General features: G+C 42.2%; 22 protein-coding genes and 1 tRNA gene. 14 read left to right on the forward strand and 9 right to left on the reverse strand.

Going from position 1 to position 26,720, the window contains the following annotated elements; all coding sequences use genetic code 11:
* Nucleotides 1-39 precede the first annotated feature (39 nt).
* Nucleotides 40-1,341, reverse strand: a complete 1,302-nt coding sequence (locus tag LOR49_RS07700) for a Na+/H+ antiporter family protein (protein ID WP_240375816.1) — start codon at nucleotides 1,339-1,341, stop codon at nucleotides 40-42.
* 176 nt (nucleotides 1,342-1,517) lie between these two features.
* Here LOR49_RS07700 and LOR49_RS07705 point away from each other — a divergent pair, with 176 nt between their 5' ends.
* From LOR49_RS07705 to LOR49_RS07740, 8 genes are all read left to right on the forward strand, one after another.
* Nucleotides 1,518-2,513, forward strand: a complete 996-nt coding sequence (locus tag LOR49_RS07705) for a lipoate--protein ligase (RefSeq protein WP_240375817.1) — start codon at nucleotides 1,518-1,520, stop codon at nucleotides 2,511-2,513.
* A gap of 313 nt (nucleotides 2,514-2,826) precedes the next feature.
* Nucleotides 2,827-3,834 carry a rod-share determining protein MreBH gene (gene mreBH, locus LOR49_RS07710; protein WP_240375818.1) on the forward strand — a complete coding sequence of 336 codons (1,008 nt, stop codon included), beginning with the start codon at nucleotides 2,827-2,829 and terminating at the stop codon, nucleotides 3,832-3,834.
* Nucleotides 3,835-4,037: 203 nt separating this feature from the next.
* Nucleotides 4,038-4,976, forward strand: a complete 939-nt coding sequence (locus LOR49_RS07715; protein WP_240375819.1) for a PD-(D/E)XK nuclease family protein — start codon at nucleotides 4,038-4,040, stop codon at nucleotides 4,974-4,976.
* A gap of 86 nt (nucleotides 4,977-5,062) precedes the next feature.
* On the forward strand, nucleotides 5,063-6,184 hold the full coding sequence (gene ytvI / locus LOR49_RS07720) for a sporulation integral membrane protein YtvI (RefSeq protein ID WP_240375820.1): 1,122 nt from the start codon (nucleotides 5,063-5,065) through the stop codon (nucleotides 6,182-6,184).
* A gap of 345 nt (nucleotides 6,185-6,529) precedes the next feature.
* Nucleotides 6,530-7,459, forward strand: coding sequence for a peptidoglycan-binding protein (locus LOR49_RS07725; protein ID WP_240375822.1), 930 nt, complete (start codon nucleotides 6,530-6,532; stop codon nucleotides 7,457-7,459).
* Nucleotides 7,460-7,586: 127 nt separating this feature from the next.
* A complete protein-coding gene (locus LOR49_RS07730; RefSeq protein ID WP_240375825.1) occupies nucleotides 7,587-8,030 on the forward strand; it encodes a hypothetical protein in 444 nt (147 codons plus the stop codon).
* 342 nt (nucleotides 8,031-8,372) lie between these two features.
* Nucleotides 8,373-8,552 (forward strand): SE1832 family protein, encoded by a 180-nt coding sequence (locus LOR49_RS07735; RefSeq protein ID WP_240375826.1) that lies wholly within the window; start codon nucleotides 8,373-8,375, stop codon nucleotides 8,550-8,552.
* Between the two features lie 34 nt (nucleotides 8,553-8,586).
* Nucleotides 8,587-9,519 carry a DMT family transporter gene (locus LOR49_RS07740; RefSeq protein ID WP_240375827.1) on the forward strand — a complete coding sequence of 311 codons (933 nt, stop codon included), beginning with the start codon at nucleotides 8,587-8,589 and terminating at the stop codon, nucleotides 9,517-9,519.
* 64 nt (nucleotides 9,520-9,583) lie between these two features.
* Here the strand turns inward: LOR49_RS07740 and LOR49_RS07745 are convergent, their stop codons facing one another.
* The 3 genes from LOR49_RS07745 to LOR49_RS07755 all read right to left on the reverse strand — a co-directional run bounded on the left by LOR49_RS07745 (nucleotide 9,584) and on the right by LOR49_RS07755 (nucleotide 12,718).
* Nucleotides 9,584-10,483, reverse strand: coding sequence for a diacylglycerol/lipid kinase family protein (locus LOR49_RS07745; protein WP_240375829.1), 900 nt, complete (start codon nucleotides 10,481-10,483; stop codon nucleotides 9,584-9,586).
* Between the two features lie 16 nt (nucleotides 10,484-10,499).
* Entirely contained in the window at nucleotides 10,500-12,356 is a 1,857-nt protein-coding gene (locus tag LOR49_RS07750) for a cation:proton antiporter (RefSeq protein ID WP_240375831.1), read from the reverse strand.
* 161 nt (nucleotides 12,357-12,517) lie between these two features.
* Nucleotides 12,518-12,718, reverse strand: coding sequence for a hypothetical protein (locus LOR49_RS07755; protein WP_240375833.1), 201 nt, complete (start codon nucleotides 12,716-12,718; stop codon nucleotides 12,518-12,520).
* A gap of 147 nt (nucleotides 12,719-12,865) precedes the next feature.
* Between LOR49_RS07755 and LOR49_RS07760 the strand changes: the two genes are divergently transcribed.
* Nucleotides 12,866-13,519, forward strand: a complete 654-nt coding sequence (locus LOR49_RS07760; RefSeq protein ID WP_240375835.1) for a superoxide dismutase family protein — start codon at nucleotides 12,866-12,868, stop codon at nucleotides 13,517-13,519.
* Between the two features lie 67 nt (nucleotides 13,520-13,586).
* On the opposite strand, the gene LOR49_RS07765 is transcribed toward LOR49_RS07760, so the two are convergent.
* The 4 genes from LOR49_RS07765 to LOR49_RS07780 all read right to left on the reverse strand — a co-directional run bounded on the left by LOR49_RS07765 (nucleotide 13,587) and on the right by LOR49_RS07780 (nucleotide 20,205).
* The gene (locus LOR49_RS07765; protein WP_240375837.1) at nucleotides 13,587-14,348 is read right to left on the reverse strand and encodes a TerC family protein; all 762 of its coding nucleotides are present in this window, start codon (nucleotides 14,346-14,348) and stop codon (nucleotides 13,587-13,589) included.
* A gap of 74 nt (nucleotides 14,349-14,422) precedes the next feature.
* Nucleotides 14,423-16,309, reverse strand: coding sequence for an ABC-F family ATP-binding cassette domain-containing protein (locus tag LOR49_RS07770; protein WP_240375838.1), 1,887 nt, complete (start codon nucleotides 16,307-16,309; stop codon nucleotides 14,423-14,425).
* An 87-nt stretch (nucleotides 16,310-16,396) separates the two neighbouring features.
* Nucleotides 16,397-17,830, reverse strand: coding sequence for a degradosome RNA helicase CshA (cshA, locus tag LOR49_RS07775; protein ID WP_240375839.1), 1,434 nt, complete (start codon nucleotides 17,828-17,830; stop codon nucleotides 16,397-16,399).
* 209 nt (nucleotides 17,831-18,039) lie between these two features.
* Complete coding sequence (locus LOR49_RS07780) at nucleotides 18,040-20,205, reverse strand: DNA topoisomerase III (protein WP_240375840.1); 2,166 nt, start codon at nucleotides 20,203-20,205, stop codon at nucleotides 18,040-18,042.
* 137 nt (nucleotides 20,206-20,342) lie between these two features.
* Here LOR49_RS07780 and LOR49_RS07785 point away from each other — a divergent pair, with 137 nt between their 5' ends.
* The 3 genes from LOR49_RS07785 to LOR49_RS07795 all read left to right on the forward strand — a co-directional run bounded on the left by LOR49_RS07785 (nucleotide 20,343) and on the right by LOR49_RS07795 (nucleotide 22,788).
* Nucleotides 20,343-21,527, forward strand: coding sequence for a cation:proton antiporter (locus LOR49_RS07785; protein WP_240375841.1), 1,185 nt, complete (start codon nucleotides 20,343-20,345; stop codon nucleotides 21,525-21,527).
* A gap of 100 nt (nucleotides 21,528-21,627) precedes the next feature.
* Complete coding sequence (gene ytvA, locus LOR49_RS07790; protein ID WP_240375842.1) at nucleotides 21,628-22,407, forward strand: YtvA family blue-light photoreceptor; 780 nt, start codon at nucleotides 21,628-21,630, stop codon at nucleotides 22,405-22,407.
* Between the two features lie 180 nt (nucleotides 22,408-22,587).
* Nucleotides 22,588-22,788: a cold-shock protein gene (locus LOR49_RS07795; protein ID WP_240375843.1), complete on the forward strand. Its 201-nt coding sequence runs from the start codon at nucleotides 22,588-22,590 to the stop codon at nucleotides 22,786-22,788.
* 159 nt (nucleotides 22,789-22,947) lie between these two features.
* Here the strand turns inward: LOR49_RS07795 and recQ are convergent, their stop codons facing one another.
* On the reverse strand, nucleotides 22,948-24,717 hold the full coding sequence (gene recQ / locus LOR49_RS07800; RefSeq protein ID WP_240375844.1) for a DNA helicase RecQ: 1,770 nt from the start codon (nucleotides 24,715-24,717) through the stop codon (nucleotides 22,948-22,950).
* A 287-nt stretch (nucleotides 24,718-25,004) separates the two neighbouring features.
* Between recQ and LOR49_RS07805 the strand changes: the two genes are divergently transcribed.
* Nucleotides 25,005-25,093, forward strand: a tRNA-Leu gene (locus LOR49_RS07805).
* Between the two features lie 252 nt (nucleotides 25,094-25,345).
* On the forward strand, nucleotides 25,346-26,629 hold the full coding sequence (kynU, locus tag LOR49_RS07810) for a kynureninase (protein WP_240375845.1): 1,284 nt from the start codon (nucleotides 25,346-25,348) through the stop codon (nucleotides 26,627-26,629).
* The last annotated feature ends 91 nt before the right edge of the window (nucleotides 26,630-26,720 follow it).

The raw sequence follows: 26,720 nt of genomic DNA on the forward strand, positions 1-26,720 counted from the left end.
AAAAAAATCCGCCCCATAATAAGGACGGATGTTTTTTTGTTAGAGGATAGAAGCTGCTAATAAACCAAATAAAAATAACGGAATATTGTAGTGGAGAAAGGTAGGGACGCATGTATCCCATATATGGTGATGACGCCCATCTGCTTTCAAACCGGACGTCGGTCCGAGTGTACTATCGGATGCCGGTGAACCTGCATCCCCCATTGCGCCGGCAGTTCCAATTAAGGCAATGGTTGCCAGCGGAGAAAAGCCGACACTCATACAAAAAGGAACAAAAAGTGCTGATAGAATAGGGACTGTGCCAAATGACGTTCCTATGCCGAGAGTTACAATAAGCCCGCAAAGTAACATTATTGCTGCCGTCCACACATTTGCCCCGCCGGATACTTGAATGCCTTTTTCTACCATACTATCTACCGCACCTGTTTCCTGTAAAACGGTGGCGAATCCAGAAGCAATCAACATGACAAATGCGATCATTCCCATTAACTTCACGCCGTCGTTCACCATCTCGTCACCGTGTCGGAACGGAACAACCCGGAGTAATAACATAAGAATAATACCAGTAAGTGCACCAAAAATGAGCGAATCCATGGCAATCTGTGTGATAAGTGCAGCTAAAATCGCTACAATCGTAAGACCGTGTTTTCGTGTAAAACGAGCATTCATACCGGCGAATGCTTCATCCGTGTCATCTGTGTCGATGTTTGGCAGCTCTCGCGGCTTGCGGTAAGTGATAAACACCGCTATCAAAAGACCAACAACCATTCCAATGCCTGGAAGTGCCATCGCTTTCCAAACGTCATAGACCGGCACTTCGAGGCCACTCAACGTCATTTCCTTAGCGATGGTGCTGTGATAAATAAAACCAAAGCCGATTGGAAGGGTGACATAAGGTGTTTTTAACCCAAATGTTAAGGCGCACGCTACCGCTCTTCTATCAATCTTCAGCTGATCAAATAATTTCAACAGCGGTGGTATCAAAATAGGAATGAAAGCAATGTGAACTGGAATGACATTTTGTGATAAACAGGCAACAGCTGCAATCGTCATAATTAAAAGACCACGTTTACCCTTTATGACTCTCAGTAAAAATGAAACTAATACCCCTGTAATACCTGAATACCCTATCATGACAGCAAAAACACCAAGAAGAATGTAGCTTAATGCCGTTTCAGCCTGACCTCCCATCCCAGAGATTAAGAGTTCGAGCGCTTCACTCCAGCCAAGCCCGGAAATAAGACCGGCAGTTATTCCTGCAGCCAGTACTGCGAGTACAACATTGACCCGTAATAAACTAAGGATGATCATAATAATTACAGAACTTATAATAGCAACCATTTTATTTCTCCTTTATTCATTCATCTCTCTACCATAATAAAGTATAAGGGCACTGTAAGCCGGTTGCAATTACAAATCGTGCTTTTACGACACAATATAGCGAAAACTCGCTTCATCCTCTCTCCTATGGCATAATTTGATTAAAAGGCTTATCAGCCGAACAGGAGGATAAAGAGATGCGTTTTATCGATAATGAAGGGATCACAGACCCTCGTATAAATCTTGCTTTAGAGGAATTTGCTCTCCAGCACATGGACCTTAATAAAGACGACACCTACCTTTTGTTCTATATAAATGAACCCTCGATTATAATCGGTAAGAATCAGAACACGGTGGAAGAAATAAACGTCGACTACGTCGAAAAAAATAACATCCATGTCGTACGTCGTCTTTCAGGCGGTGGTGCTGTCTACCACGATATGGGCAACCTCAATTTCAGTTTTCTAACGAAGGATGATGGCGACAGTTTCCATAACTTTGCCAAGTTCACGCAACCAGTGATAAAAGCCCTGAACAGCATGGGTGTTCCTGCGAGGTTGTCTGGAAGAAATGATATCGAAGTAGATGGTAAAAAAATTTCAGGTAATGCTCAATTTTCCTCCAAAGGCCGGATGTTCAGCCACGGTACATTAATGCTTGACTCAGAAATTGAGCATGTCGTCTCTGCTTTAAATGTAAAAGATGAGAAAATACGTTCAAAGGGCATTAAATCGATTAGAAGCCGTGTTGGCAACATTAACGACTACTTAGATGAAAAACTGACCATTGATGATTTTAAAAATGTCCTTTTACGCTACATTTTCGCAGAGACTGATGAGATTTCCACATACATGCTGACTGACGCTGATTGGAAAAACGTCAAGGAAATCGCCGAAGAACGTTATAATAATTGGGAATGGAATTACGGCAAATCACCTTCGTTTGACATTAACCGTTCGCATAAATTTACAGCCGGCCTTATCGATATCCGTTTTAACGTGAAAAAAGGGTATATTCAAGATTGTAAAATATATGGAGACTTTTTCGGCACAAAAGAAGTGGAAGACATTGAACAAGCATTAACGGGTACAAAATATGAAGCGGACGCGTTACGGAAAACGTTGCGTGCCTTTCCATTAAAAGACTATTTTGGCGCCGTGCAAGAAGAGGAGCTTTTAGAGTTGATTTATTAAAAGCGAGATGCTGTTTTTTCCGCTCTTTATTGCTGTTTTATTACATTCTTTTACATTCCAATTAAAAACACCGGTGCGAACATCTATTTGCAGTTATTAAGACTTGCAAATAAATAGGAGACACCAAACTTTATATCCAGAAAAGCGGCAGAGGATCGCAATATTTATAGGGATGAATAACTTTCGTCTTACGTCTATTATCTTTATCTCTTCCTCACTAAAACATCTCTATATATTTAGACCCTTACTGCTTTCACCTGCACCTTTTAAAATAGCGGTTAGGATAAAATCGTGACAGAAAGGTGTGCGAGATATGATCCCACATGCAGAGATTGGAATTGATCTAGGGACGGCAAACATTTTAGTTTATACAAAAGACAAAGGTATCGTGTTGAATGAACCCTCCGTTGTTGCGCTTAATACAACAACCGAGGAAGTTCTTGCTGTCGGCACAGAAGCCAAACTTATGGTTGGCAAAACCCCCGGTGAAATTGTCGCCATGCGACCGTTAAAACAAGGCGTGATTGCCGATTATCATGTCACTTCAGCTATGTTACGGCAGATTATGAGAAAAATCAGCAAACAGGAAGGTTTTTCCATTCGTAAGCCTAAAGTGATTGTCTGTACCCCTTGTGGCTCAACAGCCGTAGAACGACGTGCTATTCGTGATGCGGTCATGAGCTGCGGAGCGAAAACAGTCCATCTGATCGAGGAACCGATCGCAGCCGCCATCGGTGCCGGTCTCCCCGTCGCAGAACCCCGAGCAAACGTAGTAGTTGACATTGGTGGCGGAACTACGGAAGTGGGCATCATTTCTTATGGAGGGGTTGTCTCCTCACAGTCTATCCGCCGCGGCGGAGACAATTTAGATGAAAACATTACCCATTACGTACGAAAGATGTACAACCTTCTAATTGGGGAGCGTACAGCAGAACATATTAAAATGGAGATTGGCAATGCTCTTCCCGAACATCGTGAGGAAACAATCGAAATACGCGGCCGGGATTTAGTGACAGGACTGCCGAAATCCTTAATGCTGCGCTCGAGCGAAATTCACGGAGCAATTACGGAATCGCTAGATCACATTCTGGAAACAATCCGCAACACGCTAGAAACTTGCCCTCCAGAATTAAGTGGGGATATTGTCGATCAAGGAATTATTCTCACCGGTGGAGGCGCCTTGCTTCATGGCATGCAGGAATGGTTGAGTGAAAAAATAGTTGTTCCCGTCCATCTTGCCTCTAATCCGCTTGAAGCGGTGGCTGCCGGTACTGGAAAATCCTTAGAAATCATCGATAAATTACAAAAAGCCTCGGTATAAGATACAATAGCTGTGCCTTTCTCTAACATAAGTGCACAGCTCCTCTCTTTCATCGTAAAGCTAAACCTCTGCAAAATCCTTGTTGTATACTCCATTCAATCCCTTTACCGCTGTAAACATTAGTTCCCAGTCTATGAAAAGATTCTGTTACAATAATAAGCATAAAGTAAAATACGTAGTAGTACAAAAAAGCAGGTGAGACTTTGTTCGAAATAAAAACATACCCTGAATTCTCCTGGTCCTTGTCCAGGCACAAAACCCTTACGCACTGCGCAAGGCAGTATGCCCATCAGTATTATACGGCTCATAATGGCTGGCTGAGGCAAGCATCGGAAACCAGCAAGCATGCTTACCGTTTGAAAAATATAACCAACTTAGAGATGTATTTCGGTTCTGCTGTGCACGCATTAATTGATAATATCATAGAGAATTATTTAGACACTGGCTACATTCCCAGCGAAAACGAATTGACTGAAAAAATTAGAGCAGATTTAAATCAAGGTTTCATTGAGGCTATAAAATATGGTGACAAATGGTTTCAGAAACCTAACAAGTCCACGATGCTTCATGAATTATATTACGGAAACACAAAGAAACTTCCTGCTGATAAAATTGCTAAAATAAAAGAACGGCTGCAGGTCACAATGCCGCACTTTCTTAAGAGCAAGACTCTTAATGAATTTGCCTACAACGATAAAGTGGAATTTTTGGAGGCGGAGAAATTCCGTATTCTACACATCGGTAATGTAAAAGTTTATGTTGTGCTAGACTTACTATATCGTGACTTAAACCGAGACAAATGGGTTATTGTAGACTGGAAAACGGGAAAACAAACAGCAGAAGATCCTTACCAGCTGGCTCTATATGCCCTCTACCTTTTACAATCGTACCCCATCCCTTCGTACACGGACATCGTCATCCGCAATGAATACTTGGTGGAGGGAACGTCTATCGAGCACCAGCTCGATCCTGTAGCTCTTGAAAAGGTCCAAGAACTCATCGGTTCAAGTGTTGAATGGATGAATGAGTATGTAGAAGACGTTCCGAGCAATCAACCACTTCCTCTTGAATCGTTCCCTAAACGGGAAGATCAACGCGCTTGTCATTTTTGTAATTTTTATGAGTTATGCTTTCCTTCTTAGGTAATATTTCTGTGAAAATAGGGAAGACTACAACGTATAAACAACATCTCTTAAACTATTGTTTTTTCGAAGTGAGGGGGGAGCTGGTGAAGAAAGAATCGGCTTGGAGATTAGTAAGATTATTTTTGGTTGTGCTACTTATCGGGGTCACAGTCTGGTTGACCATTGGCCTCTTTAAGCTGACTTACCCTTTCTGGATCGCTGCTTTTTTTGTGTGGATTTTAAAGCCCTTGTCGTCGTTGCTTAAGAATAAATTGAATTTTCCGTCCGGCTTAGCTGCTCTGACTTCTTTATTGATCAGCCTTTCTATTCTCGGCGGCGTTATTACGGGGTTAACTTTTTTGGTAATAAACGGCATTCACCGCTTTGCCGAAAAAGCCCCCTCATGGATGGAGAATTTCTTTTTAAACGTACAACGATTTCTTAACGAATCAATCCTGCCTTTTTGGCGCAAAGTAAGCGGGGTAGCTGCGGACATCAGCGCCAATGAAGCGCTTTCTTTAGAAGACGGAATGGCACAGATTGGCAGCCAGGTTGGTACTACGCTCAGCCAGTTCGCTCAGAAAATAGCAGACGGTCTTACTCAGGTAGTGCTGGGAGTACCTACGTTCCTCGTCGCCTTTCTGTTTATTTTACTCGCTATCTATTTTCTAGGGAAGGATTGGGACCACCTTTCACGTATTGTCCATAAGCACCTTCCGCTCCCAATCCACGAAAAATTAAAAGCGTTTCACCGCGCCATGTGGATGCGAGTATTTGGCTATTTTCGAGCACAATTTGTCCTGATGAGTGTTACTGGGATTATCGTCCTTATCGGTTTAGCGATTCTTCGTGTGAAAGGTGCCTTAACACTAGCAGTAATCGTTGGTATCGCCGAATTTCTCCCTTATCTAGGTACAGGAACAATATTGCTTCCCTGGGCTTTGTATATGCTCATCACTGGAAGCGTCGGTTTCGCCATTAGCCTGGTCGTTCTTTATGGGGTAACGATGATTGTCAGGCAGACGATCGAACCCAAAGTGCTGTCCTCCAGCATGAACCTAAACCCAATTGCCGTGCTCGTTTCTCTTTTCGCCGGCTTAAAATTTTTTGGAGCAGTCGGTTTGTTTTTAGGTCCAGCACTGCTTGTTTTTGTCGTCATTCTCATCGATATTGGGGTTTTTCAAGACATAAAGCAATTTGTAAAATATGGATTTCATGACGAATAGTCTGGCTGCGGCCAGGCTTTTTTTGTTGTTTTCTGTATAGATAACGCCGTTTTCACTGTCAAAAATTACATTATACCCGTAATTCCCTCTGTTCTTTATCATGAAAAGTCCATATCCCAATCGCGAGAAACTTACTAGAGCGGCCTTCACTTTCCACTCACTAACTCCCCAATAATCCGACTTTTTTCTCATAATATACGGAGCTTGTTATAGGAACATTTCACCGATTACAGTTGTGTTTCAATTCATTTAAAAGCCCGATTTTTTATTGCTTTCTTCTTCCGCCCCTTGTTACGATGTGAATCGTCACCGAGACAAATTACTTTTTAAAAAATGGAGGTCTGTATGGTGAAATTCCAACCCAATCTACTAAAAAAAATCGGCATTCCTATGTTTGCAGCTGGTTTCGTTTTGTTCATGAGCCCAGACGGCACCAATGCCAATGAAGCTGAAGATACAGAAATATCGTTCGGGGATACAGGAGAGCAAGTCGAGGAGCTGCAGGAGTTACTTCATGATAAGGGGCTCTTGGAAGAGGATAAAATCAGCGGTGATTATAAAGAGTCTACTAAAAAGGCAATTGAAGATTTTCAAGAAGAGCATCATCTAAACATAGATGGTATTGCCGGTCCGAACACAATTGGCGCGCTTGAAGTTTTGGAAAAAGGGGATGAAGGCGCACCAGTTCAATCCTTGCAAGAAAAACTGAACGTTCTAGGATACTACGGCAAACAGCCTGACGGTATATTCGGACCTATCACATATGATGCAGTGATTAACTTTCAACGTTCTGCAAGCATTGCTGTAGATGGCCTTGCCGGACCACAAACGTTCGGTGCCTTAGTAGAGGCTATCAACACTCCTGGAGCAAAATCCACAACTGCTAAGGAGCCAGCAGCACCTAAGCAGGAGACGAAAGCTGCAGCAAGTGCTCCGAAAACAGCTCCTGAAAAAGCAGAACGCCCGGATAGCAGCCAAGCCCAGGGACGTTCTCTACAAGTCAATGCTACCGCCTATACTGCTGATTGCAACGGCTGTTCCGGCATTACCGCAACCGGTGTTAACCTAAACGCTAATCGACATGCAAAAGTCATTGCCGTCGATCCAAACGTTATTCCTCTCGGTTCCAAAGTACATGTAGAAGGTTATGGAACTTATACAGCTGCGGATACAGGCGGCGCCATTAACGGGAACCGCATTGACATTCATATGCCTAGTAAAAGCCAGGCCTTAAACTTCGGACGTCGCAGTCTGCAAGTAACAATCTTAAATTAAACGTTCATCAAAGAAGAGACAGTGATACTCCCAAGTAAACGGGGGCTGTCTCTTTTTTTACCTTTTACATATCGCTTATGGTAAAATAGCACAATATGTTACAACTATGAATGAGGAGACAAACGGTATGAACATCAAAACTATCCTCCAGTCTCTTAAACCTAAACAGGTAGTGAAAAGCCTTCAGCAAAGACGTCTTCCGCTATTTCCTACAGAAGAGGCGGATCCTGAAGTTGCTTCCAGCCGCATGGAGCGAAAAAGGCAAGTAAAGGAATCCAAACTCGACAGATACATGTACCGGGCGTCTATCGTTGCTTTTTCTGTTATTTGTCTTATGCTGAGTCTTATCCCCATCGTCTATTTCTTACCTTGGGAGAAGGCTGCTGAATGGCTTGTTTATCTGCTTTTAGTTGCGCTGTTTCTCTCGTTCACTCTATCTGCTGTAACCGTAAAAAAACAGTCGCGATACATTAAGCTTCCTCACATGTGGGGGATTATGCTATTTTCCATTTTTTTATTCAGTTTTTATTTATTTATCATGGTCTATTTTCGTTTCTTTTTAACAGCTTAGGCATAAAAACGGACGGAGCCTGTTGGTCCCCGTCCCCCTCTGTTTATCTATCCCTTGATGCCTGCTTTAACATCGTGACGGCCATCACGATACTTGCAAAAACAAGACCAAATGTTAAACCAAATGTCGCAATTAACTCTACAGCCACTGTCGATCCCTCCCCATTTTAGGCTCGTTTTCCAGTGCTCATTTCTAGATGTAATATACATATATACTTCCCATTATCAGTCTATTCTAAACATATATTATTATTCGGAGGCTAACGGATTGTGAAATGCATAAAGGTGTGATACGTTTTTTAGTAGAAGCACTGAACTGTAATAAACGAGGAGGGATGAAGGTTTGGAACGCTCTAAGATAGAAGAAGAGTTAACCATGTTAAAAGCAGATTATGTACGACTGCAAGGTGACGTGGAGAAACTTGAAACAGTCGGCGGTGACGCTTCGCCTGCCTTAAAACAACTTGAAACAATTGAAGAAGAGATAAAAAACTTAAAAGCAAAGCTTCGGGAACACCACTAAAAAGAAACGCTTTTACATGTTAGGATGTGGCAGCTTGCATGTCAACAAACTATTAATTGCTGTTTATTTATGTTTCCTTACGGTTGCATGGGGTTTATCATGGCCGTTTATGAAAATTGGTATACAGTATATGGCTCCATTTACTTTTTCAGGGTTACGTTTTTTAGTAGGCGGATTTGTGCTATTATTGCTTTTATTTTTCAAAAAAAATCTTAAAAAATCTCTTAAAAATGCGGCGTGGAGGCCGATTATACTGCTTGGTTTCCTGCAGACGTTCGCAGTTTTCAGCTTTATTACATACGCCATGCTCTTCGTGGATGCCGGCAAGACATCCATTATATTATACACGATGCCAATTTGGTCAAGTGTCCTTGGCGCTGTCTTCTTGAAAGAAACCATTACCCGACAAAATATGATCGGAATGTTGTTCGGTTCAGTTGGTCTCGCTCTCATTATCGGAACAGATCTATACAAAGACATTTCCTGGGAAAACATAATCGGTATTTTCTTAATTCTTTTGGCATCCATTAGCTGGGCCTCTGCCAATGTAGTGTTTCGCTTAAAGTTTACAGGTACGAACCATCTTCCTGTTACTACCTTTCAGATGCTGTTCGGAGCTGCCGGCCTTCTCATTCTGGCACTCTTTTTTGAATCAAGCCAACCAATTACCTGGACGTCAGCCAGCATTTTTTCTGTGCTTTTTACGGGCATCGTGGCAGGTGCTATTTGCTTTTCTATTTGGTATTATTTACTCCGCGTTATTACTACCGTGACTGCAACCATTTCCACTATGCTTGTACCCGTTTGTGGAGTTCTGTTTGGCCACTTTCTACTTAATGAGACATTGACTGTCTTTATGCTGCTCGGCGGAGTATGTATCCTTGCCGGAATTTTTGTCAGTCAAGTGCAATGGAAAAAAACTAAAAAGAATGTGCAGCACACGGAAGCAAAAGCCACCCTCGACTAGACCCATTTACAATGCGTTGCGGTTCGTAAATGAAATTAATGGCCGCTCATCAAGTGATCGGCCGTTAAGAAAAAACGGCCGGTACGAGAAACGATAATTTCCGCTGGATATTAGTAAGGCTTACAGGTGTCTGCACATATACTTCCCCATCAGTATCAGCTTTTTTTGGCTTAGCGGTTTCCAGATAAACATGCTTGCTTTGGTAATGCTGAATATCACTTTGGGCCACAGGGTCCCAATTGAAGGGGTTTTTAGCATTTAAGTATTCTTTTAAAAGGGCTGCCCCGCCTTCTGAAACAATATACACATCGAAGAGACCGTCATCTAACAAAATCTCCGGGAACGGTAACAGATTGGTGCCGATATATTTCCCATTAACGACAAGAATCATCACAGCTTCCCCTTCAATAAGAGTGCCATCCATTTTTATTTTAAAATGAAAAGCTTCCGGTCTTTGAAAAGTCTGCAAGGCGCTAATAAAATAACTCATTTTACCGATAATATTTTTCCAGTCTTCATTAATATTCTCTGAGGTTTCCGCAATCAAGCCAATACCAAAAAAATTACTGAACCAACGTTCATTCATTTGTCCCATATCTATTTCCTGAATGCCGCCTTCTAATAAGGAAACAGCTGCTTTTTTGAGAGACTGAGGGATCTGCAGGCCTCTCGAAAAGTCGTTACACGTGCCTCCTGGGAGGATGCCAATGACGGGTGGAGAGGATAAAGGGGCTAAGCCATTTATACATTCGTGAACCAACCCGTCACCACCTAATATAAAAAGCACGTCATACCCTTCACCCTGCTCACGACAAAGTTCCTCTGCCTCCCCCTTGAAAGCCGTCCTTCTTATTGTCAGCTCACCCACTTGAGAAGCCACCACACCGGCCGTGAGCTCGATACATTTCTGAATAAAAGACTCACTTCCTGCTCCATTTACAAGCAACAGAGCTTTATTAAACATAGGACATCACCTCAGCTTAGCCCCCATTTCCATTTTCCTTTCGCTGTGAATCAAGTTTTTCTTGGATCTTCTTTCTTTCTTTCCCTGTTGGTGACAAGCTGATTATTGTATCACCCGCTTCTGCTTTTAAGGACGTATTCGCGGTGACAAGGTTCAGCTTACCAGTCTGTTTCAAAACCGCCAATACAACCGTTCCCTCTTCCCTTTCCGCTAAATATTGCTCAATCGTGTACTGCTTCGTAAGTTTTGTCCTTCGAAAAACATGGCCCGCTTGGATCTTCCTATTTAATTGCTCAAAAGTCGCTCCTTCTCCAAACAACACACGTGCTTCTGCCCGCTTTATTAAATCATTCGGGTGATCTTTCTCATCAACATGCCAGCTTAATTGAAAAATATCATTACGCCCGAAGTCAGGTATAAAAGTTGTGCAGACTAGTGAGTTATACGAATCGCTGTCTGTAGCAACAATCAGCTTATCATAAGGTGTCATATCTAAATGATATTCGGTTTGTTCCGACAAAATTTCCCCACGATAATAAGGTACCCCGGCACCTTTCGCATTAAACAAGTGCTCAAAGGAAGAGTCGGTTATAAGTACGGGTATCCCCATATCCTGAAGTACCTTGGCGAACGCTGTGCTAAACGAGCTGCCGCCGACAATAAGCACACCCGGCTTCCCGGCTATCGACAGCTCTAAACGTTTGGCCATTGGCCCAAGGGTGAACCCATGGGCACACACTGTGGCAAAGACGAGTGCGAATGTTAGCGGCATAACAATTGCAGCGTCCAAATACCCCGCCTCCGTTAATACATTTTCAAAATAACCGGCGACAGTTAAAGCGACAATTCCGCGTGGTGCAATCCAACCGATCAAGACTTTTTCACGTATCGAGAGCTCCGTGTTCATTGTTGACAACCATATCGAAAGCGGACGCACGATAAATAACATAAGAATGACGTAAAAGATTATGTTAAAATCAAAAACTTGCAATAGGGTAGAACGATCTAAGGATGCGGTTAGCATAATAAATATCCCCGATAACAACAAGAGAGAGACGTTCTCTTTGAAATGCCGCATATCGGAAAGCGATGCATTGTGCACATTCGCAAGCGTCATCCCCATTGCCGTCACAGCAAGCAGCCCGGTTTCATGCATCACTTCATCAGCTACTGCAAAACAGGCTATGACTACTGTGAATACTAGCGGAGACTTTAAAAATTCCGGAACAAATCCACGCTCAAACATTTCTCCAATCCCTTTGCCGCATATCCATCCAATCACAACCGCAAACAACGATGCTAAAAAGAATAAAAGCAGTGCTTCCACGGTGACACTCTCAACCGTAAAAAATTGGATGATTTCAAAAGCAAAAACAGCCAGAAGAGCGCCAAGTGGATCGACAACAATACCTTCCCACTTTAAAATGGTGGCCGGCCGTTGTTTTAACTTTGCTTGACGCAAAAGCGGCAAAATAACGGTTGGACCGGTTACGATAAATAATCCACCAATAATAAAAGACACGACCAACGGTAGACCCGCGACAAAAAAGGCAGTTAATGAACCTAATATCCAAGCAATGAATGCTCCCAGCGTAATAATGCGGAACACTGATTTACCTAATCCTTTTATTTCCCTAAAATCTAAATTCAAACTTCCCTCGAACAAAATAATCGCTACCGCCATTGAGATAACCGGACTAAACATTGTACCAAAGTCTTCTTCCGGATTCATTACCCCAAAAACAGGGCCGATTAAGAGCCCTGCTACTGACATAACCACGATGGCAGGCAGGCGCAGTCGCCATGCGAACCATTGCGAGCCAATCCCCAAAATTCCGATAAGCATTAAATGTGACAAAGTAGAAGCAAACATAGATAGTCCCTTTCTCTTACTCGCTGTTTTTCCTCTTCCGACTTAAAACGATACACTATATGACTCATCCCTATCAATTAGTTCGCTTTTTAACAGAAAAGCAATGCCTCATTTACCTGCAGGCATTGCTTTTCTCCTCACAGCTCTTGAAAGTTACTCATCTAACGTTCGGAGGAATCTTTTTCTAATTCCCTTACGATTCCCTTCCTGAATTCGTGAATGACAAATACAGAAAACAAAAGTAGAGAAGCGACTAATAAATAATCAGGAAGTTCAACTATGTAGGCTCCAAATCCAGTTAATACTTGCATCACCAGGATAATGAACCAAATACTGGTTAAAACCTTCAAAACATTCTCCAAGTTTATCACCTTACATCCTTTGATATTCCTAGCAAAAAGACTTTAATCAGCTTGCTTCATTATAACGTATTTGATTCGTGTAATCAGCTTTTTAGAATGAAAAATTGCGGTTTTGGTAAAGGTAGATGGGGAGGAGGTTGGTAAAAAATGAAAGAAGCATATATGATTTTGGTTGTTGCCAGTTTCGTTATCCTTAGCGGATGTCAACAACAGAATAAAGAAAGCCCGGATATGAGCTTTGCTTCCGACCAAGAAGTTGCAGTAGAAGACGCGCAGGATGTCTTCGCTGGCAACGATTCCGAAGATATGAAAACCGCCGCGGCAAAAATGTATGATACCGACGGCAACGTCATTGGCAATGTATCTTTTTACCAAAAGAGTCAAAGCGCACTTGTAAAAGCTTTATTCAACAAAGGAATTCCAAAAGGTTTCCATGGATTTCATATTCACGAAACTGGTCTTTGTGATCCATTTGATAAAAAAGGAGCCTTTTTATCTGCAGGTGGTCATCACAATCCAGATTATTCTCAACACGGGACGCATGCTGGGGATATGCCGCCACTATACGGTCTTCATGATGGCTCTGCTTATTTAATTACAGAGTTGGACCGTTTTGACGTAAGACAGCTGGCGCGTGAAAATCGTGCTGTTGTCGTGCACTCTGGTGCTGATAACTTTGGAAACATCCCGAAACGTTATCAATTATCAAAAAAGGGAGAAAGCGGACCTGATAAGGAAACACTGCGAGCCGGAGATGTAGGCTCTCGGATATCCTGCGGCGTCATTAAATTCAACAATTAACACTGCAGCTTTTGACATATAAGAAGCTGCTCTTTCTGCAAATACAGTTAAAGAGAAGCTTCTTTTTTTATGATTTCTTTTTTGACAAAAACCACCCGCCAAGAGCAATGAGTACAAGTACAATGTAAAAGGTGAGTTTCCAAACGGGTGACTCTGGAAATTCTTCTGGTAAAATACCTAGTGCAGGATGAGCCAGTGTGTAGACTGCAAGCTTTATCCCGACCCAGCCCACAATAAGAAATGCAGCAGCTTCCAACCCAGGTCGGCCATTTAATAATTTCACAAAAGCTGTTGCAGCAAAGCGCATTAACACAACACCGATTAAGCCACCCGTCAAAATGACGATAAACTGTCCCCCATCCATCCCGCCGATATTAGGAAGAGGGCTTTTAGGCAACGTAACCGCTAAAGCGACCGCCGCCAGAATAGAGTCTACCGCAAAGGCAATGTCTGCTATCTCGACCTTTAACACAGTTCCCCAAAAGCTTGCACTCTTCGCTTTTTTCTTTTGCACCTTTTCTTCCGGGGTTTCTCCTTTTTTTAACCAAATTTTACGGACCAGGTGGTTTGCTGACATGAACAACAAGTACAACGCACCGATTGCTTGCACTTGCCAGACATCCACTAAAAAGGAAATGATAAATAAGGCAGCGAAACGAAAAACGAACGCTCCAGCAAGACCATAAAATAATGCTTTTTTTCGTTTTTGCGCGGGCAGGGTTTTCACCATAATAGCAAGCACGAGTGCATTGTCTGCTGCTAAAATCCCCTCGAGGAGGATGAGCACTAATAAAACCCACCCATATTCCAGTAGAAGATGCAAGTCCATGTCGTTCTCCTTTGCTAACTTATTAGTACCTGCCTATATACCCGTCACCTTACCAGAGAAAACAGTTCTGATTTCTAGTTGTTCATTTCTTCTATCATAAGCGACAGTTCCATCCAGCGGTCCATGGCTTGTTCTAGTGCATATTCTATATGTTGTAAATGGTTGACCCATTCCTGAGCCGTTTCAAAATCACTTCCGGACTGCTCAATTTCCGCTTCCACGCTCATTTTTTCTTGCTCAAGTTCAGCAATCCGTTTCTCCAAACCATCCCATTCCTGCTGTTCACGGTACGAAAGTTTTTTGCGGGAGGGTGTTGTGTGTGTTTCATTTTCTGCTGGTTTTTTTGGCAATTTTGTTTCTCTGTCTGTTTTTATTGTGTCCAAGTATTCCGAGTAATTACCTTGAAAAATTTTGATGGATTGGTTATCGGAGAAAACCAGCAGTTTATCAACTACTCGGTCAAGAAAGTAGCGATCGTGCGAGACCGTCACCACTGCTCCAGGAAATTGTTCCAAATATGTTTCCAGTACACTTAACGTTTCCGTATCCAAGTCATTTGTCGGTTCATCTAAAAATAAGACGTTCGGTTCTTTCATCAGTACCCCAAGTAAATACAGTCGCCTTCTTTCCCCGCCCGAAAGCCGATAGATGTATGTCCATTGCTGCGAACGTTCGAATAAAAACCGTTCTAACATTTGTTCGGCGGTAATTACTTGTCCATCCTTCGTTGTTACCACTTCCGCAATGTCACGAATGTATTCAATAATCCGTTTACTTTCATCGAGATCTTCATTTTCCTGTGAATAATAACCAATCTTCACTGTAGATCCAAATGTGATCATTCCCTTATCAGGCTCCATCTTCCCAGCGAGCATATTTAACAGTGTTGTTTTCCCGCTTCCATTCTTCCCGACAATACCCAACCGTTCCGAAGGGCTGATTAAATAATCAAAGGAAGAGATAATTGGTTTATCATTAAACGTTTTTGTTACATTTTCCGCCTCAATTACTTTTTTCCCTAAACGGTGTGAACCAATCGCAAAATCGACATCTTTTTTCAAAGAAGGGCCTTTTTGATTTTGGAGCTGGTCAATACGTTGTTTTCGTGCTTTTTGCTTAGTTCCTCTTGCCTTTGGACCACGGCGTAGCCATTCCAGCTCCGTACGCAAGATATTACGTCTTTTCGATTCCGCTTGTTCCTGAACGGTTTCCCGCTCTGCTTTTTTCTCTAAAAAAAGTTCATAATTCCCCTCATAAATGTGGAGATTCCCTGATTCTAATTCAAATATGCGATTTGTTACCCGATTTAAGAAATAGCGGTCATGTGTTACTAAAACTAATGCCCCTTTATAGGTGGACAAATAGCTTTCCAACCATTCAATTGATTGACTGTCAAGATGGTTGGTAGGCTCATCCAAAATCAAGACATCACCAGCTTGAATGAGTGCTTTTGCTATCGCTATCCGTTTCTTTTGTCCTCCTGAAAGCTCCCTTACTTTTTTAGAGAACTCGTGGATACCGAGACGCGTTAAGATTTGTTTAGCGGCAGCATTTGCTTCCCATGCTTGTTCTGCATCCATCTTTTCTTGAGCAAGAAGCAGTTTCTCCTGCAATTCAGTACTGCCTGGGTTTTGCTCCAGCTCTTGAAGGGCTCTCTCATAAGCACACATCGTCCTCATGATTTGTGAATCACCGTAATAAATTTGGTCCAGAACACTTAATTCTTCCTCTAAACGTGGTTCTTGAGGAAGGTATTCTATCTTGAGATTGTTAGGATGAAACAACTCCCCTTTTTCTACTGTCTCCATATTGGCCAAAACCTTTAGAAACGTAGATTTCCCCGTACCATTGATACCTATCAGGCCAATTCGATCCTGTTCCGAAATGACAAATGAAATGTTAGTAAAAAGTTCCTTCTCTCCGTAGGTTTTATACAGATTTTCCGCGCGAAGCAAACTCATTTTTCTCCCCCTTTTACCGAATACCGCCAGCCTTTTACAGGTTGATGAAAAAACCGCCCTCGAAAAAGGACGGTTTGTTGTTCATTTTTATCGCTTTCTTCTCGCTCCCCCGTCACGTTTTGACCGAGTAAAGCGTTTTGTGCCGCGGTGATCACCTCTGCCGCCCCCGCTCCGCTGCCGGTTTCCGGGTTTCTTTTTCGGTCTTAAGGATGCTTCTTCCGTTAACTTAACCGAAACTTGGTCGGGTTCTTTAATATTCATCTTTAAGGCAGCGGCAATTAAGGTGACAGGATCATGACCGTTTAACAGTGTTTTAGCTGCACTTTCAAGTTCTTCGTAATTCTCATGTTTCACCGTTTCGAGCAGATTGTCAACTGCCTGCTGGTGTCGAACATGCAAGGCCTCAGCAAAAGTTGGGATATCCTGTTTGGTGATTTTTTTCTTAATCGTGCTCTCAATGAACTTTAAATGACTCGTTTCCTTCGGTGTTACAAAGCTATAGGCTATTCCTTCTTTTCCTGCCCGGCCCGTTCTGCCAATTCTATGCACATAGCTTTCCGGATCTTGTGGCAGATCGAAGTTGTATACATGAGTCACGCCGCTGACATCCAAGCCTCTTGCCGCTACATCCGTTGCAACAAGAATATCAATGGTGCTCTTTTTAAACTTACGTAATACTTTATCACGCTGTTCCTGCTTAAGATCACCGTGAATACCTTCTGCAGCGTAACCTCTTTGGGTTAGTGCTTCTGAAAGTTCGTCAACTCTTCGTTTCGTGCGCCCGAACACAATGGCAAGCTCTGGTGGTGTAATATCAAGCAGCAAGCATAGCGTCTCGAATTTTTGTTTTTCAGGCACTTCAATATATCTTTGTTCGATATTGGCAACTGTAAGACCCTTGCTTTTCACTTTAATTGATTCTGGATTTTTCATAAAGCGTTCGGTGACAGACTGAAGACGTTTTGGCATCGTTGCAGAAAACAGCAAGGTTTGTCTATCTTCTGGCACTTCCGCCAAGATGGTTTCGATATCTTCAATGAAACCCATGCTTAACATTTCATCCGCTTCATCTAAAACGACCATGTTCATATGTTGCGGGCGAATCGTCCTTCTTCTCATATGGTCCATAAATCTCCCTGGAGTCGCCACGATGATTTGTGGACGTCGCTTCAATGCTTTAATTTGCCGGCTTATTTCCTGGCCGCCATAAACAGCAAGGGCCTGAACTCCTTTAAAGCGCGCGAGTCTGTTTAACTCTTCCGCAACCTGTATCGCTAGCTCACGAGTTGGAGCAAGCACGAGGCCTTGTGGATGACTCTCTTCTGTATCCACTTTCTCAATTAAAGGTATGCCAAAAGCAGCCGTCTTCCCTGTCCCTGTTTGAGCTTGTCCGATTATGTCTCGGCCATCTTTTACTTTAGGAATGACTTCCGCTTGTATAGGTGTGGCTTCCTCAAACCCCATGTCATTCACCGCGCGTAAAATCTTATCATCCATTTGCAATTCGTTAAATAATGTCACAGTCTTGTATCCCCTTTTATCTCATATTGAATTATTATTTATTATTGTGCACAATTCCCTGTATTTCATAAAGAAAACAATAAAAAACTGCATCCCGATTTCTTGAGGGAATGCAGCCTAAAATCGATTTAGCTTTACATTCTTTCCAGTGGCAGCAAGGTTGTCTTCTTATCCTACCATAATGTGAAAAGAATTGCTACTTTCTGTCTTTACTTCTTGTTTAGTTTCGCCAAAGCTTCTGCCAGTGCAGGATTTTTCATCTCATCACTGCCTTGAGATTTCAAATATTTATTTACGTCTTTTTTCGATGCCTTGTTTTGCTTTTCCCGTTTTCTTCTTTCATTAAATGCCTTTACTTTCTCTTTATAGCCACAACGGCAGACAAAAATCTGACCGTCACCTTCTCCACGCATTTCCATTCGCTTTTTACACTGCGGACATCTAGCATTGGTTGCTTTAGCAATATTTTTTTTGTAGCCGCAATCTCGATCTTGGCACACTTTCATTTTGCCATTCTTCCCTTTAACTTCGAGAAGTAATTTTCCGCACTCCGGACAAGGGGTACCGGTGACATTATCATGTTTAAACGATTGTTCGCTTTCTTTAATGCTCTCGACTGCTGCTTTTGCGTATTGTTTCGTTCGTTCAATAAAAACATTTTTTGAAGATTTCCCACGTTCAATATCCAGTAGCTCCTGCTCCCACTCGGCTGTCAATGCGGGGGATTTCAATTCGTCGGGTGCGAGTTCAAGAAGCTGTCTACCCTTAGAAGTGGTATGAAGGTGTTTTCCTCTTTTTTCAATTAGAAAGCTGTTAAGTAATTTTTCAATAATATCGGCCCTCGTCGCTACCGTGCCAATACCGCCCGATGTCTTAATCGTTTTTACTAAATGTTTCTCCCGTTCCGCCATGTAACGGGAAGGGTCTTCCATTACTGATAACAAAGTCGCTTCAGTAAAGTGAGCCGGGGGCTTTGTCTCTCCCGTTTCTGTCCCTGTTTGGATAACACGCTTGTTCTCTTGTTCCTTAAGTAACGGAAAGACTTCGGTGCTGCTTGCTTCTTGACCGGTCACCGCTCTCCAGCCTTCCTTATCTAACTGCTTCCCTTTTGCATAAAACACTTCTTCGCCAACAACGGCATGAATCTCCGTGTGTTCATATTCTGCAGGGGGATAAAAAGCTGCCAGAAAACGCTCCGTAACAAGCCGATATATCTTCCATTCTTTATCCGTCATATTTCCGGTAACGGGAGCTACTTCTGTCGGGATAAGTGCATGGTGATCGGTCACCAGCTTGTCATTTACCATCCCTTTTCGGATCGACCACTTATTTTGTTTTATCTTTAGCACATGCTTCGCATAAGGCTGCACGTCGCAAGCATTCAAACGTTCATTCATCGTGCCGGTTAAATCAGATGAAAGATAACGGGAGTCTGTGCGTGGGTACGTCAATACTTTATGAATTTCGTATAAGCGCTGTAATGTGTTCAAAGTCTCTTTCGCCGAAAAACCGTAGCGATTATTTGCCTCTCGTTGTAGTTCTGTTAAGTCATATAAAAGAGGTGGTGTTTCCGTTTTTTTCTGCACCTTAACCGCTGTAATAACCGCTTCCCGGCCTTTAATTCTTTCCATGAGTTGCTTTGTTTTATTCTCGTCGAATAACCGTTCCTCGCCACTTTTTGGGTTGCGCCACCAAAGCGTTAAACCATTGTCAAGTTTCACAAATATCTTATTAAAGGGCCTTGGTTTAAATTGAGCAATTTCTTCTTCTCTTTCTCTTACCATTGCAAGCGTCGGCGTCTGCACCCGTCCGCAGGAAAGCGAGGCGTTGTGTTTCGTTGTGAGAGCTCTCGTGGCGTTCATCCCAACATACCAATCCGCTTCCGATCGAGCTTGGGCTGCCTCGTATAAAGAAAAGAATGCTTTTCCATCCCTCAGGTTTTGAAACCCTTTTTTAATCGCCTGGTCGGTAACAGAAGAGATCCACAGCCGCTTTACCGCTTTTTTATTTCCTGCTTTTTCTAGAATCCAACGTGCTACCAGTTCCCCTTCTCTTCCAGCGTCCGTAGCGATGATTATTTCCTTCACATCCTGCCGTCGCAACTGATCTCTCACCGTGCGAAATTGTTTACCGGACTTTTTTATGACAGACAACTTTAAAGGGGCTGGAAGCATAGGCAAATCTTCTAAACGCCACGTTTTGTATCGTTCCTCATATGCTTCTGGTTCAGCAAGTGTCACCAGATGACCAAACGCCCATGTCACCACATATTTTTGACCTTCCATGTATCCGTTTGCTTGTTTGTTGCAGCCAAGCACTTTTGCAATATCTTTACCGACAGATGGTTTTTCTGCCAGGATTAATGATTTACTCATGATATAAAAATCCTCTCTCTCTCATTGTTCAACACTCTTTATCTTAGCACATTCCGCATAGCGGGTAACGTTTCGTTCCTGACATTCCCGGTTATTTACTTGGTATATATTCGAGGGTTCGAAGAGGAGGAACTTTAATGGATGCATACAAATTGTTGATAATAACGGCTGTCGGTTTTTTTGTATTTGCTTTGGACAAAGATCAAAAGAAGTTTCCAGCACCAATTATTTTAATTGCTGTTGGGATGGTTCTCGCTGTTTTTTCTTATTTTTCATCCATTGAATTAACGAAAGATTTTATTTTTGATTGGATTTTACCCGCTTTATTATTTACATCAGCGTATCAGTTTCCTTTGGATCAATTTCGAAGAAAATTGTCTCTGATCATAACACTGGGAACACTGGGGATTTTTCTTACTGCGATTCTTTTAGGTTTTACGTTATACTTTTCCGGCCACACTCTTGTCGGGATCTCACTTGCCGGAGCCATGTTACTATCATCTTTGTTAATCCCGACTGATCCTGTTACCGTTGTCTCTATTCTTAATAAAAGTAGCGATAAACACCACCTTGCCGAAGTGGTTGAGGGAGAGTCACTCCTGAATGATGGGACAAGTATCGTTGTTTTCAGTTTATTCAGTGGTTATTATTTCGGAAGTCAGTCTCTTCAGTTGGGAATGTTTGCTCTTGACTTTATTTATACAGCGGCTGGCGGTACCGTCATCGGTCTCCTCTTTGGCTGGTCCGTTTCAAAGGGGCTTCAGGTCTTAAACTCTCACGTCTATCAAGTCTGGCTGACAATCCTGCTTGCTTACGGGAGTTTCTATGTCGGGGAAATTATCGGTGTTTCAGGCGTAATCGCTTCAGTAGTTAGCGGTCTTTTACTGTCAAAAGAGCTATCCAATCATAAAAAAGAAAAAGAACTGCGGCGTGATTTAAAGAATTTTTGGGGAACGATCGAACCGTTTCTTCTCTCGGTTATCTTTATAATGATCGGCATTGAAAGCACCAAATTCATCGAGGCCGATGGCTTTCTCTTTGTTTTGGCTGGTTTTGTCCTGTCGGTACTGATCAGAGGTCTCGTCTTATTAGGGATTTTCAAGACGGTCAAGAGCTGGAGGATATCCTACACAAATAAAGACCTCCTCTTAATGACATGGGGCGGAATAAAGGGGACCATGTCACTGGCGTTATTATTAAGCATTACCGAACAAGCAAGCGGTCAAGACAGCGCCCTTCTATCCTGGGCATTTATGATGATCATGCTTTCGTTGATTGTGCAAAGCATAACCTTCTATCCCTTAAAAGAAAAACTGAAGTGACAGCTTTTTCTAAATAATTAGCTTGCATCATGAAACAAATCGTCATAAAATGAAATATTATAATCGTTAGGATCCTGCTATGAAAAGGAGTCGGCTTATTATGGATGATTTTTACCCATCTAAAGACTTGCTCAAAAAAGTCCTCAATGTTTTCCCCTCCGGTGTCATTGTAATCGATCCAGATGCAGATGACTGTCCGATCGTCTATGTAAACAAAGGCTTCTTACAATTAACTGGTTATGAGAAAGAGGAAATAATCGGGAAAAACAGTCGAATTTTGCACGGTATAGATACACCTGCCGCTGCTATTGCCGATATCCAAAACGCCATCACAAACAGGAAGGCAATCTCCCTTGAAATTATTAATTACCGTAAAAATGGCGAAAAATTCTGGAGTGAACTGCTTCTTGAGCCTGTTTATGTAGAGTCAGAAAAGAAGTATTACTTTCTTGGGATTCAGACGGATATCACTGAACAGAAATACTCGGCAGAGAAAATAAACGCATATGATGATGACATCCATTCATTATCAACACCAATTATACCGATTGTTGATTATGTCTTCGCCCTTCCTATTATTGGAAACGTAAACGAAGAACGGCTTCAGCACATTTTTGATGACGTGACAGAAGCGATTTATTCTGCAAATGTTGAAACATTAATCCTGGATTTATCAGGACTTCACAATCTTAGTGATGATATCATCAAAGGATTGTTCACACTTCATGAACTTCTGGAATTATTAGGCTCAGAGCTTATCATAACCGGCATTTCACCAGAATTAGCTGAGAAAACCGAGGAAATTGAACTTGATCTAAATGATTTCCAAACGTATGAGACCATTAAGGATGCTATCGTCTTCAAACAACAAACTCCTTAAAGAAATGTAAGCGTTTAACTTTCCATATCTTTCTTATTGATTTTCCGCTTTAGGTACTTGCATTATTTTTAGGCACATGATATGATGAAGTTGCTATTTTGTCACCTATGATCATTACTTGATCATAGCGTTTAGCAAGATAAGTAATTATTACGTGCCACGAGCACACAGGAGGATCACATGGAACAAGGAACAGTTAAATGGTTTAACGCAGAAAAAGGTTTTGGTTTTATTGAGCGCGAAGGTGCAGACGATGTATTTGTTCACTTCTCCGCTATCCAGGAAGAAGGATTCAAATCATTGGAAGAAGGTCAGCAAGTTAGCTTCGAAATCGTCGAAGGTGACCGTGGACCACAAGCTGCTAACGTAACTAAACAGTAATTGACATCAACTAATAAAACCCAAAGAACTCTCCAAAATGGAGAGTTCTTTTTAGTATTTGATTCAATTTCACAAGGCTTATTTAGATTAGATATACAAAAAAAATTATATATTATAAATATCTATGGTTATCAGAAGACGGCGACTCCCTCAGTTTTTTCACCCCGCCTTGAAACGTTGAATAATTTCCAGAAAAGCTTCCCCGTATGCTTCTGATTTCTGGCTCCCTATCCCCTTAACTTGCAGTAATTCCCGTTCATCGACAGGCTGGTGTGTGCATAGTTCTAATAACGTCTGATCCGAAAACACCATATACGGAGCAATCCCATTCTCCTTAGCTAGCTTCATCCTTAATTCCCTTAATTCTTCAAATAACGGATGTTCTTTCGAAACCGTTTTGGCCGTTATCGTTTCTTTCTTGTGCACCTTGGTTTCATTACGCAATACTTCCGCCGCACGTTGAGTTAGGTGTAAAACCGGATATCCCCCATCCGATAATCTCAGGTAATCGTGAGCTATCAAAAAATCTATAAATTCACTTACCTCCGATTGCGACTTTTTCTTCATAAGCCCGTATGTCGGTAATGTGTGTAATGTTAATTGTTTAATTTTCTGGTTAGCAGAGCCTGTCAACACTTGCGCAACTATTGTTTTTCCGTATCGTTCCCTCATTCTCTTTACGCAGGATAACACCATCTGCGCTTCAGTCGTTACATCAGTAAGTGCCCTCTTGTCTGTACAATGAAGACACATCCCGCACGGCGTCTTTTGTTCATCTCCAAAATATTCCAATATGTAGTTTTGCAAGCAATCTTCTGTATGGCAATAATTGACCATCTGCCGTAATTTTTGATATTCCATGTCTTTTCGTTGTTCATCCAGGTGAGACTGCTCGATTAAAAACTGGTGTGTATGAATATCCCGAGGTGAAAATAATAAAGTGCAATCACTTTCAGCACCATCCCTGCCAGCTCGACCCGCTTCCTGATAATAGGACTCAATATTCCTTGGCATCTGTGCATGCAACACGTAGCGTACATTCGATTTATTAATACCCATTCCAAAGGCTGTAGTAGCTACCATTACAGGCACTTCATCATAGACAAAACGCTCCTGGCCAGCAGCCCTTTCCTCCGCCCCCATGCCACCGTGATATTTTTCTGCTTGTATTCCTTCTTTTTCAAGCTTAAGTTGCAGCCGCTCCACTTCTTTTCTTGTTGTCGCATAAACAATACCGGAGTGACCGGAGTGTTTTTTAATATAATCAATGATATACGCATCTCGTTCTTGTCCTTTTATGACCGAAAAGGTAAGATTGTCCCTTTTAAAGCCTGTGTGTACCCTATTGTTATTCGAAACCGAAAGAGCATTACAAATATCCATCGCTACTTGCGGCGTAGCTGTTGCCGTCAGCGCAAGAACAGACGCGTCTCTGCCTGCAAAGTCGAGAAACCGCGGGATATTTCGGTAACTTGGACGAAAATCATGCCCCCATTGGGAAAAGCAATGTGCTTCATCGATCGCCACAAGTGAAATGGATATTTGCTTCATTTCGTAAAGGAACTGTTGATTTTCCAGTCTCTCTGGCGCTAAATAAAGAAGCCGGTACTCACCTCTTTGAAGAGTGTATATTCGCTCTTTCACTTCCTCATTCGAGAGAGAGCTGTTAATGTATGTTGCCGAAATACCCGCCGCTCTTACCTCATCCACCTGGTCCTTCATTAATGAAATCAGAGGCGAAATAACAACCGTTAATCCTTCAAGGAGAAGAGAAGGGATTTGATAACAAAGCGACTTTCCTCCTCCTGTCGGCATAACACCCAATACACGCTCTCCGTGCAATACCTTTTCAATAATTTGTTCCTGACCCGGACGAAAATGATCATAGCCGAAGTATTCATGTAGGTAACCCCTAGCCTTTTCTAACATTGCTGCCTCCTGCTCACACTTATCTTCTTGTCCTTCATTATACTTGTCTTTGACCAAAGCAAAAAGAGAAAAAATGAAATTGATGAAACGCTGGGAGTGAGGGAATCTCAGATTGTCTAACCAAGCGAGTATATGATACGAAACGGGCTACATCGAGGAGGTTCCAGTTATCATCCGTCTCTTGTTATCATCCGTCTCATGTTTCCATCAAAATATTATTGATCTACTTTACAAATTCGATAAATAAGTGTATTATACTTTTTGTCGGTAGTTACCTTCTTCCATTTGCGGCTGTGGCGGAACTGGCAGACGCGCACGGTTCAGGTCCGTGTGGGCTTTATTGCCCTTGGAGGTTCGAATCCTCTCAGCCGCACCATTACTTATGATTAAAAAATATAGCACACAGGGATTGTTCGAATAGAGCAATCCCTTTTTGTGTCTGTACGCTCTCCTAAAAAATACAACCCTCCTGAGTACACAAAGTAAGATCAGCTGCAATTGTTTCAATCTCTTCTCTCACCTCTCCTAAAATAAGTACCTTCGTTTAACTTTTTTTGCATAACCATGTGCCCATCAAGTATAGTAATTTAAAAGCACACAATCCGTCCAAAAAGGAGTAATGACAAAGATGGATCATACATTTGACTTATCAAGGGATTACGCGCAAAGCCTTGATCAACAAGATCAACTAAAGGAATTTCGGGAAGAATTTTTTATGGCTCGTGAGACAATTTATATGGATGGCAACTCGCTTGGCCTGCTCTCGAAACGTGCTGAGAAATCTTTGCTTGATCTTTTGGATTCATGGAAGCGGTACGGTATTGATGGATGGACAAAGGGCGATCACCCATGGTTTTATTTTTCCGAAAAGCTGGCTTCAATGAGTGCGCTGCTTGTTGGGGCTCAAAAAGAGGAAGTTATTATTACCGGATCCACAACATCCAATTTGCATCAGCTCGTTGCAACTTTTTACAAACCTGAAGGAAAAAGAACGAAAATTGTAGCAGATGAATTAAATTTTCCAACTGACATTTATGCGTTGAAAAGTCAGTTGGAGTTACATGGTCTTTCACCGGATGAACATCTTTTGCAAGTTAAAAGCAGGGATGGAAACACTCTCTTAGAAGCAGATATCGTGGAAACAATGACAGATGAAGTGGCACTTATCGTCCTGCCAAGCGTCTTATACCGAAGCGGCCAGATTCTTGATATGAAGTATCTAACGAAAGAGGCTCACAATCGAGGAATTAAAATCGCGTTTGACCTCTGTCATTCGATCGGCTCCATCCCTCATAAGCTTAGTGATTGGGATGTCGACTATGCGTTTTGGTGTACGTACAAACATCTTAACGGCGGACCTGGCTCCGTAGCAGGGCTCTTTGTCAATAACAAGCATTTTGGTGTAGCGCCCGGTCTTGCAGGCTGGTTCGGATCACAGAAAGAAAAACAATTCGATATGGAACATACCATGACTCCGTCTTCCGATGCCGGTGCGTATCAAATGGGAACGCCTCATATTCTTAGCGCAGCCCCATTACTCGGCTCACTTACGATGTTCAAAGAAGCTGGAATAGAAAACATCCGCGAAAAGTCGTTGCGTATGACAGACTACATGATGAAGCTCATTGATTCAGAATTAAGTGATTACCACTTTGTGATAGCAAATCCCCGTGAAGCTGCGAAAAGAGGGGGACACATTTATCTCGAGCATGAGGAAGCAGCCCGTATTTGTAAAGCATTAAAAGAAAATCAAGTCATTCCTGATTTCCGCACTCCAAAAGGAATTCGTCTCGCTCCAATTGCCCTTTATAATACATTTGAAGAAGCATGGAAGACCGTTCAAATGTTAAAAACGATCATGAAAGAGGAGCAGTACAAAAAATTTTCGAATAAACGGGATGTGGTTGCATAACACTCAGGGGGAGACACAAGGCCTTCTATTGCCACTAGACTTCTCCCGCACTAACAAACGCTCCCGTAGCATTTTCCCTAACTAAAAAGGA

It is taken from the genome of Bacillus piscicola (assembly GCF_022458745.1).
Taxonomy (GTDB): Bacteria; Bacillota; Bacilli; order Bacillales; family Marinococcaceae; genus Alteribacillus_A; species Alteribacillus_A piscicola.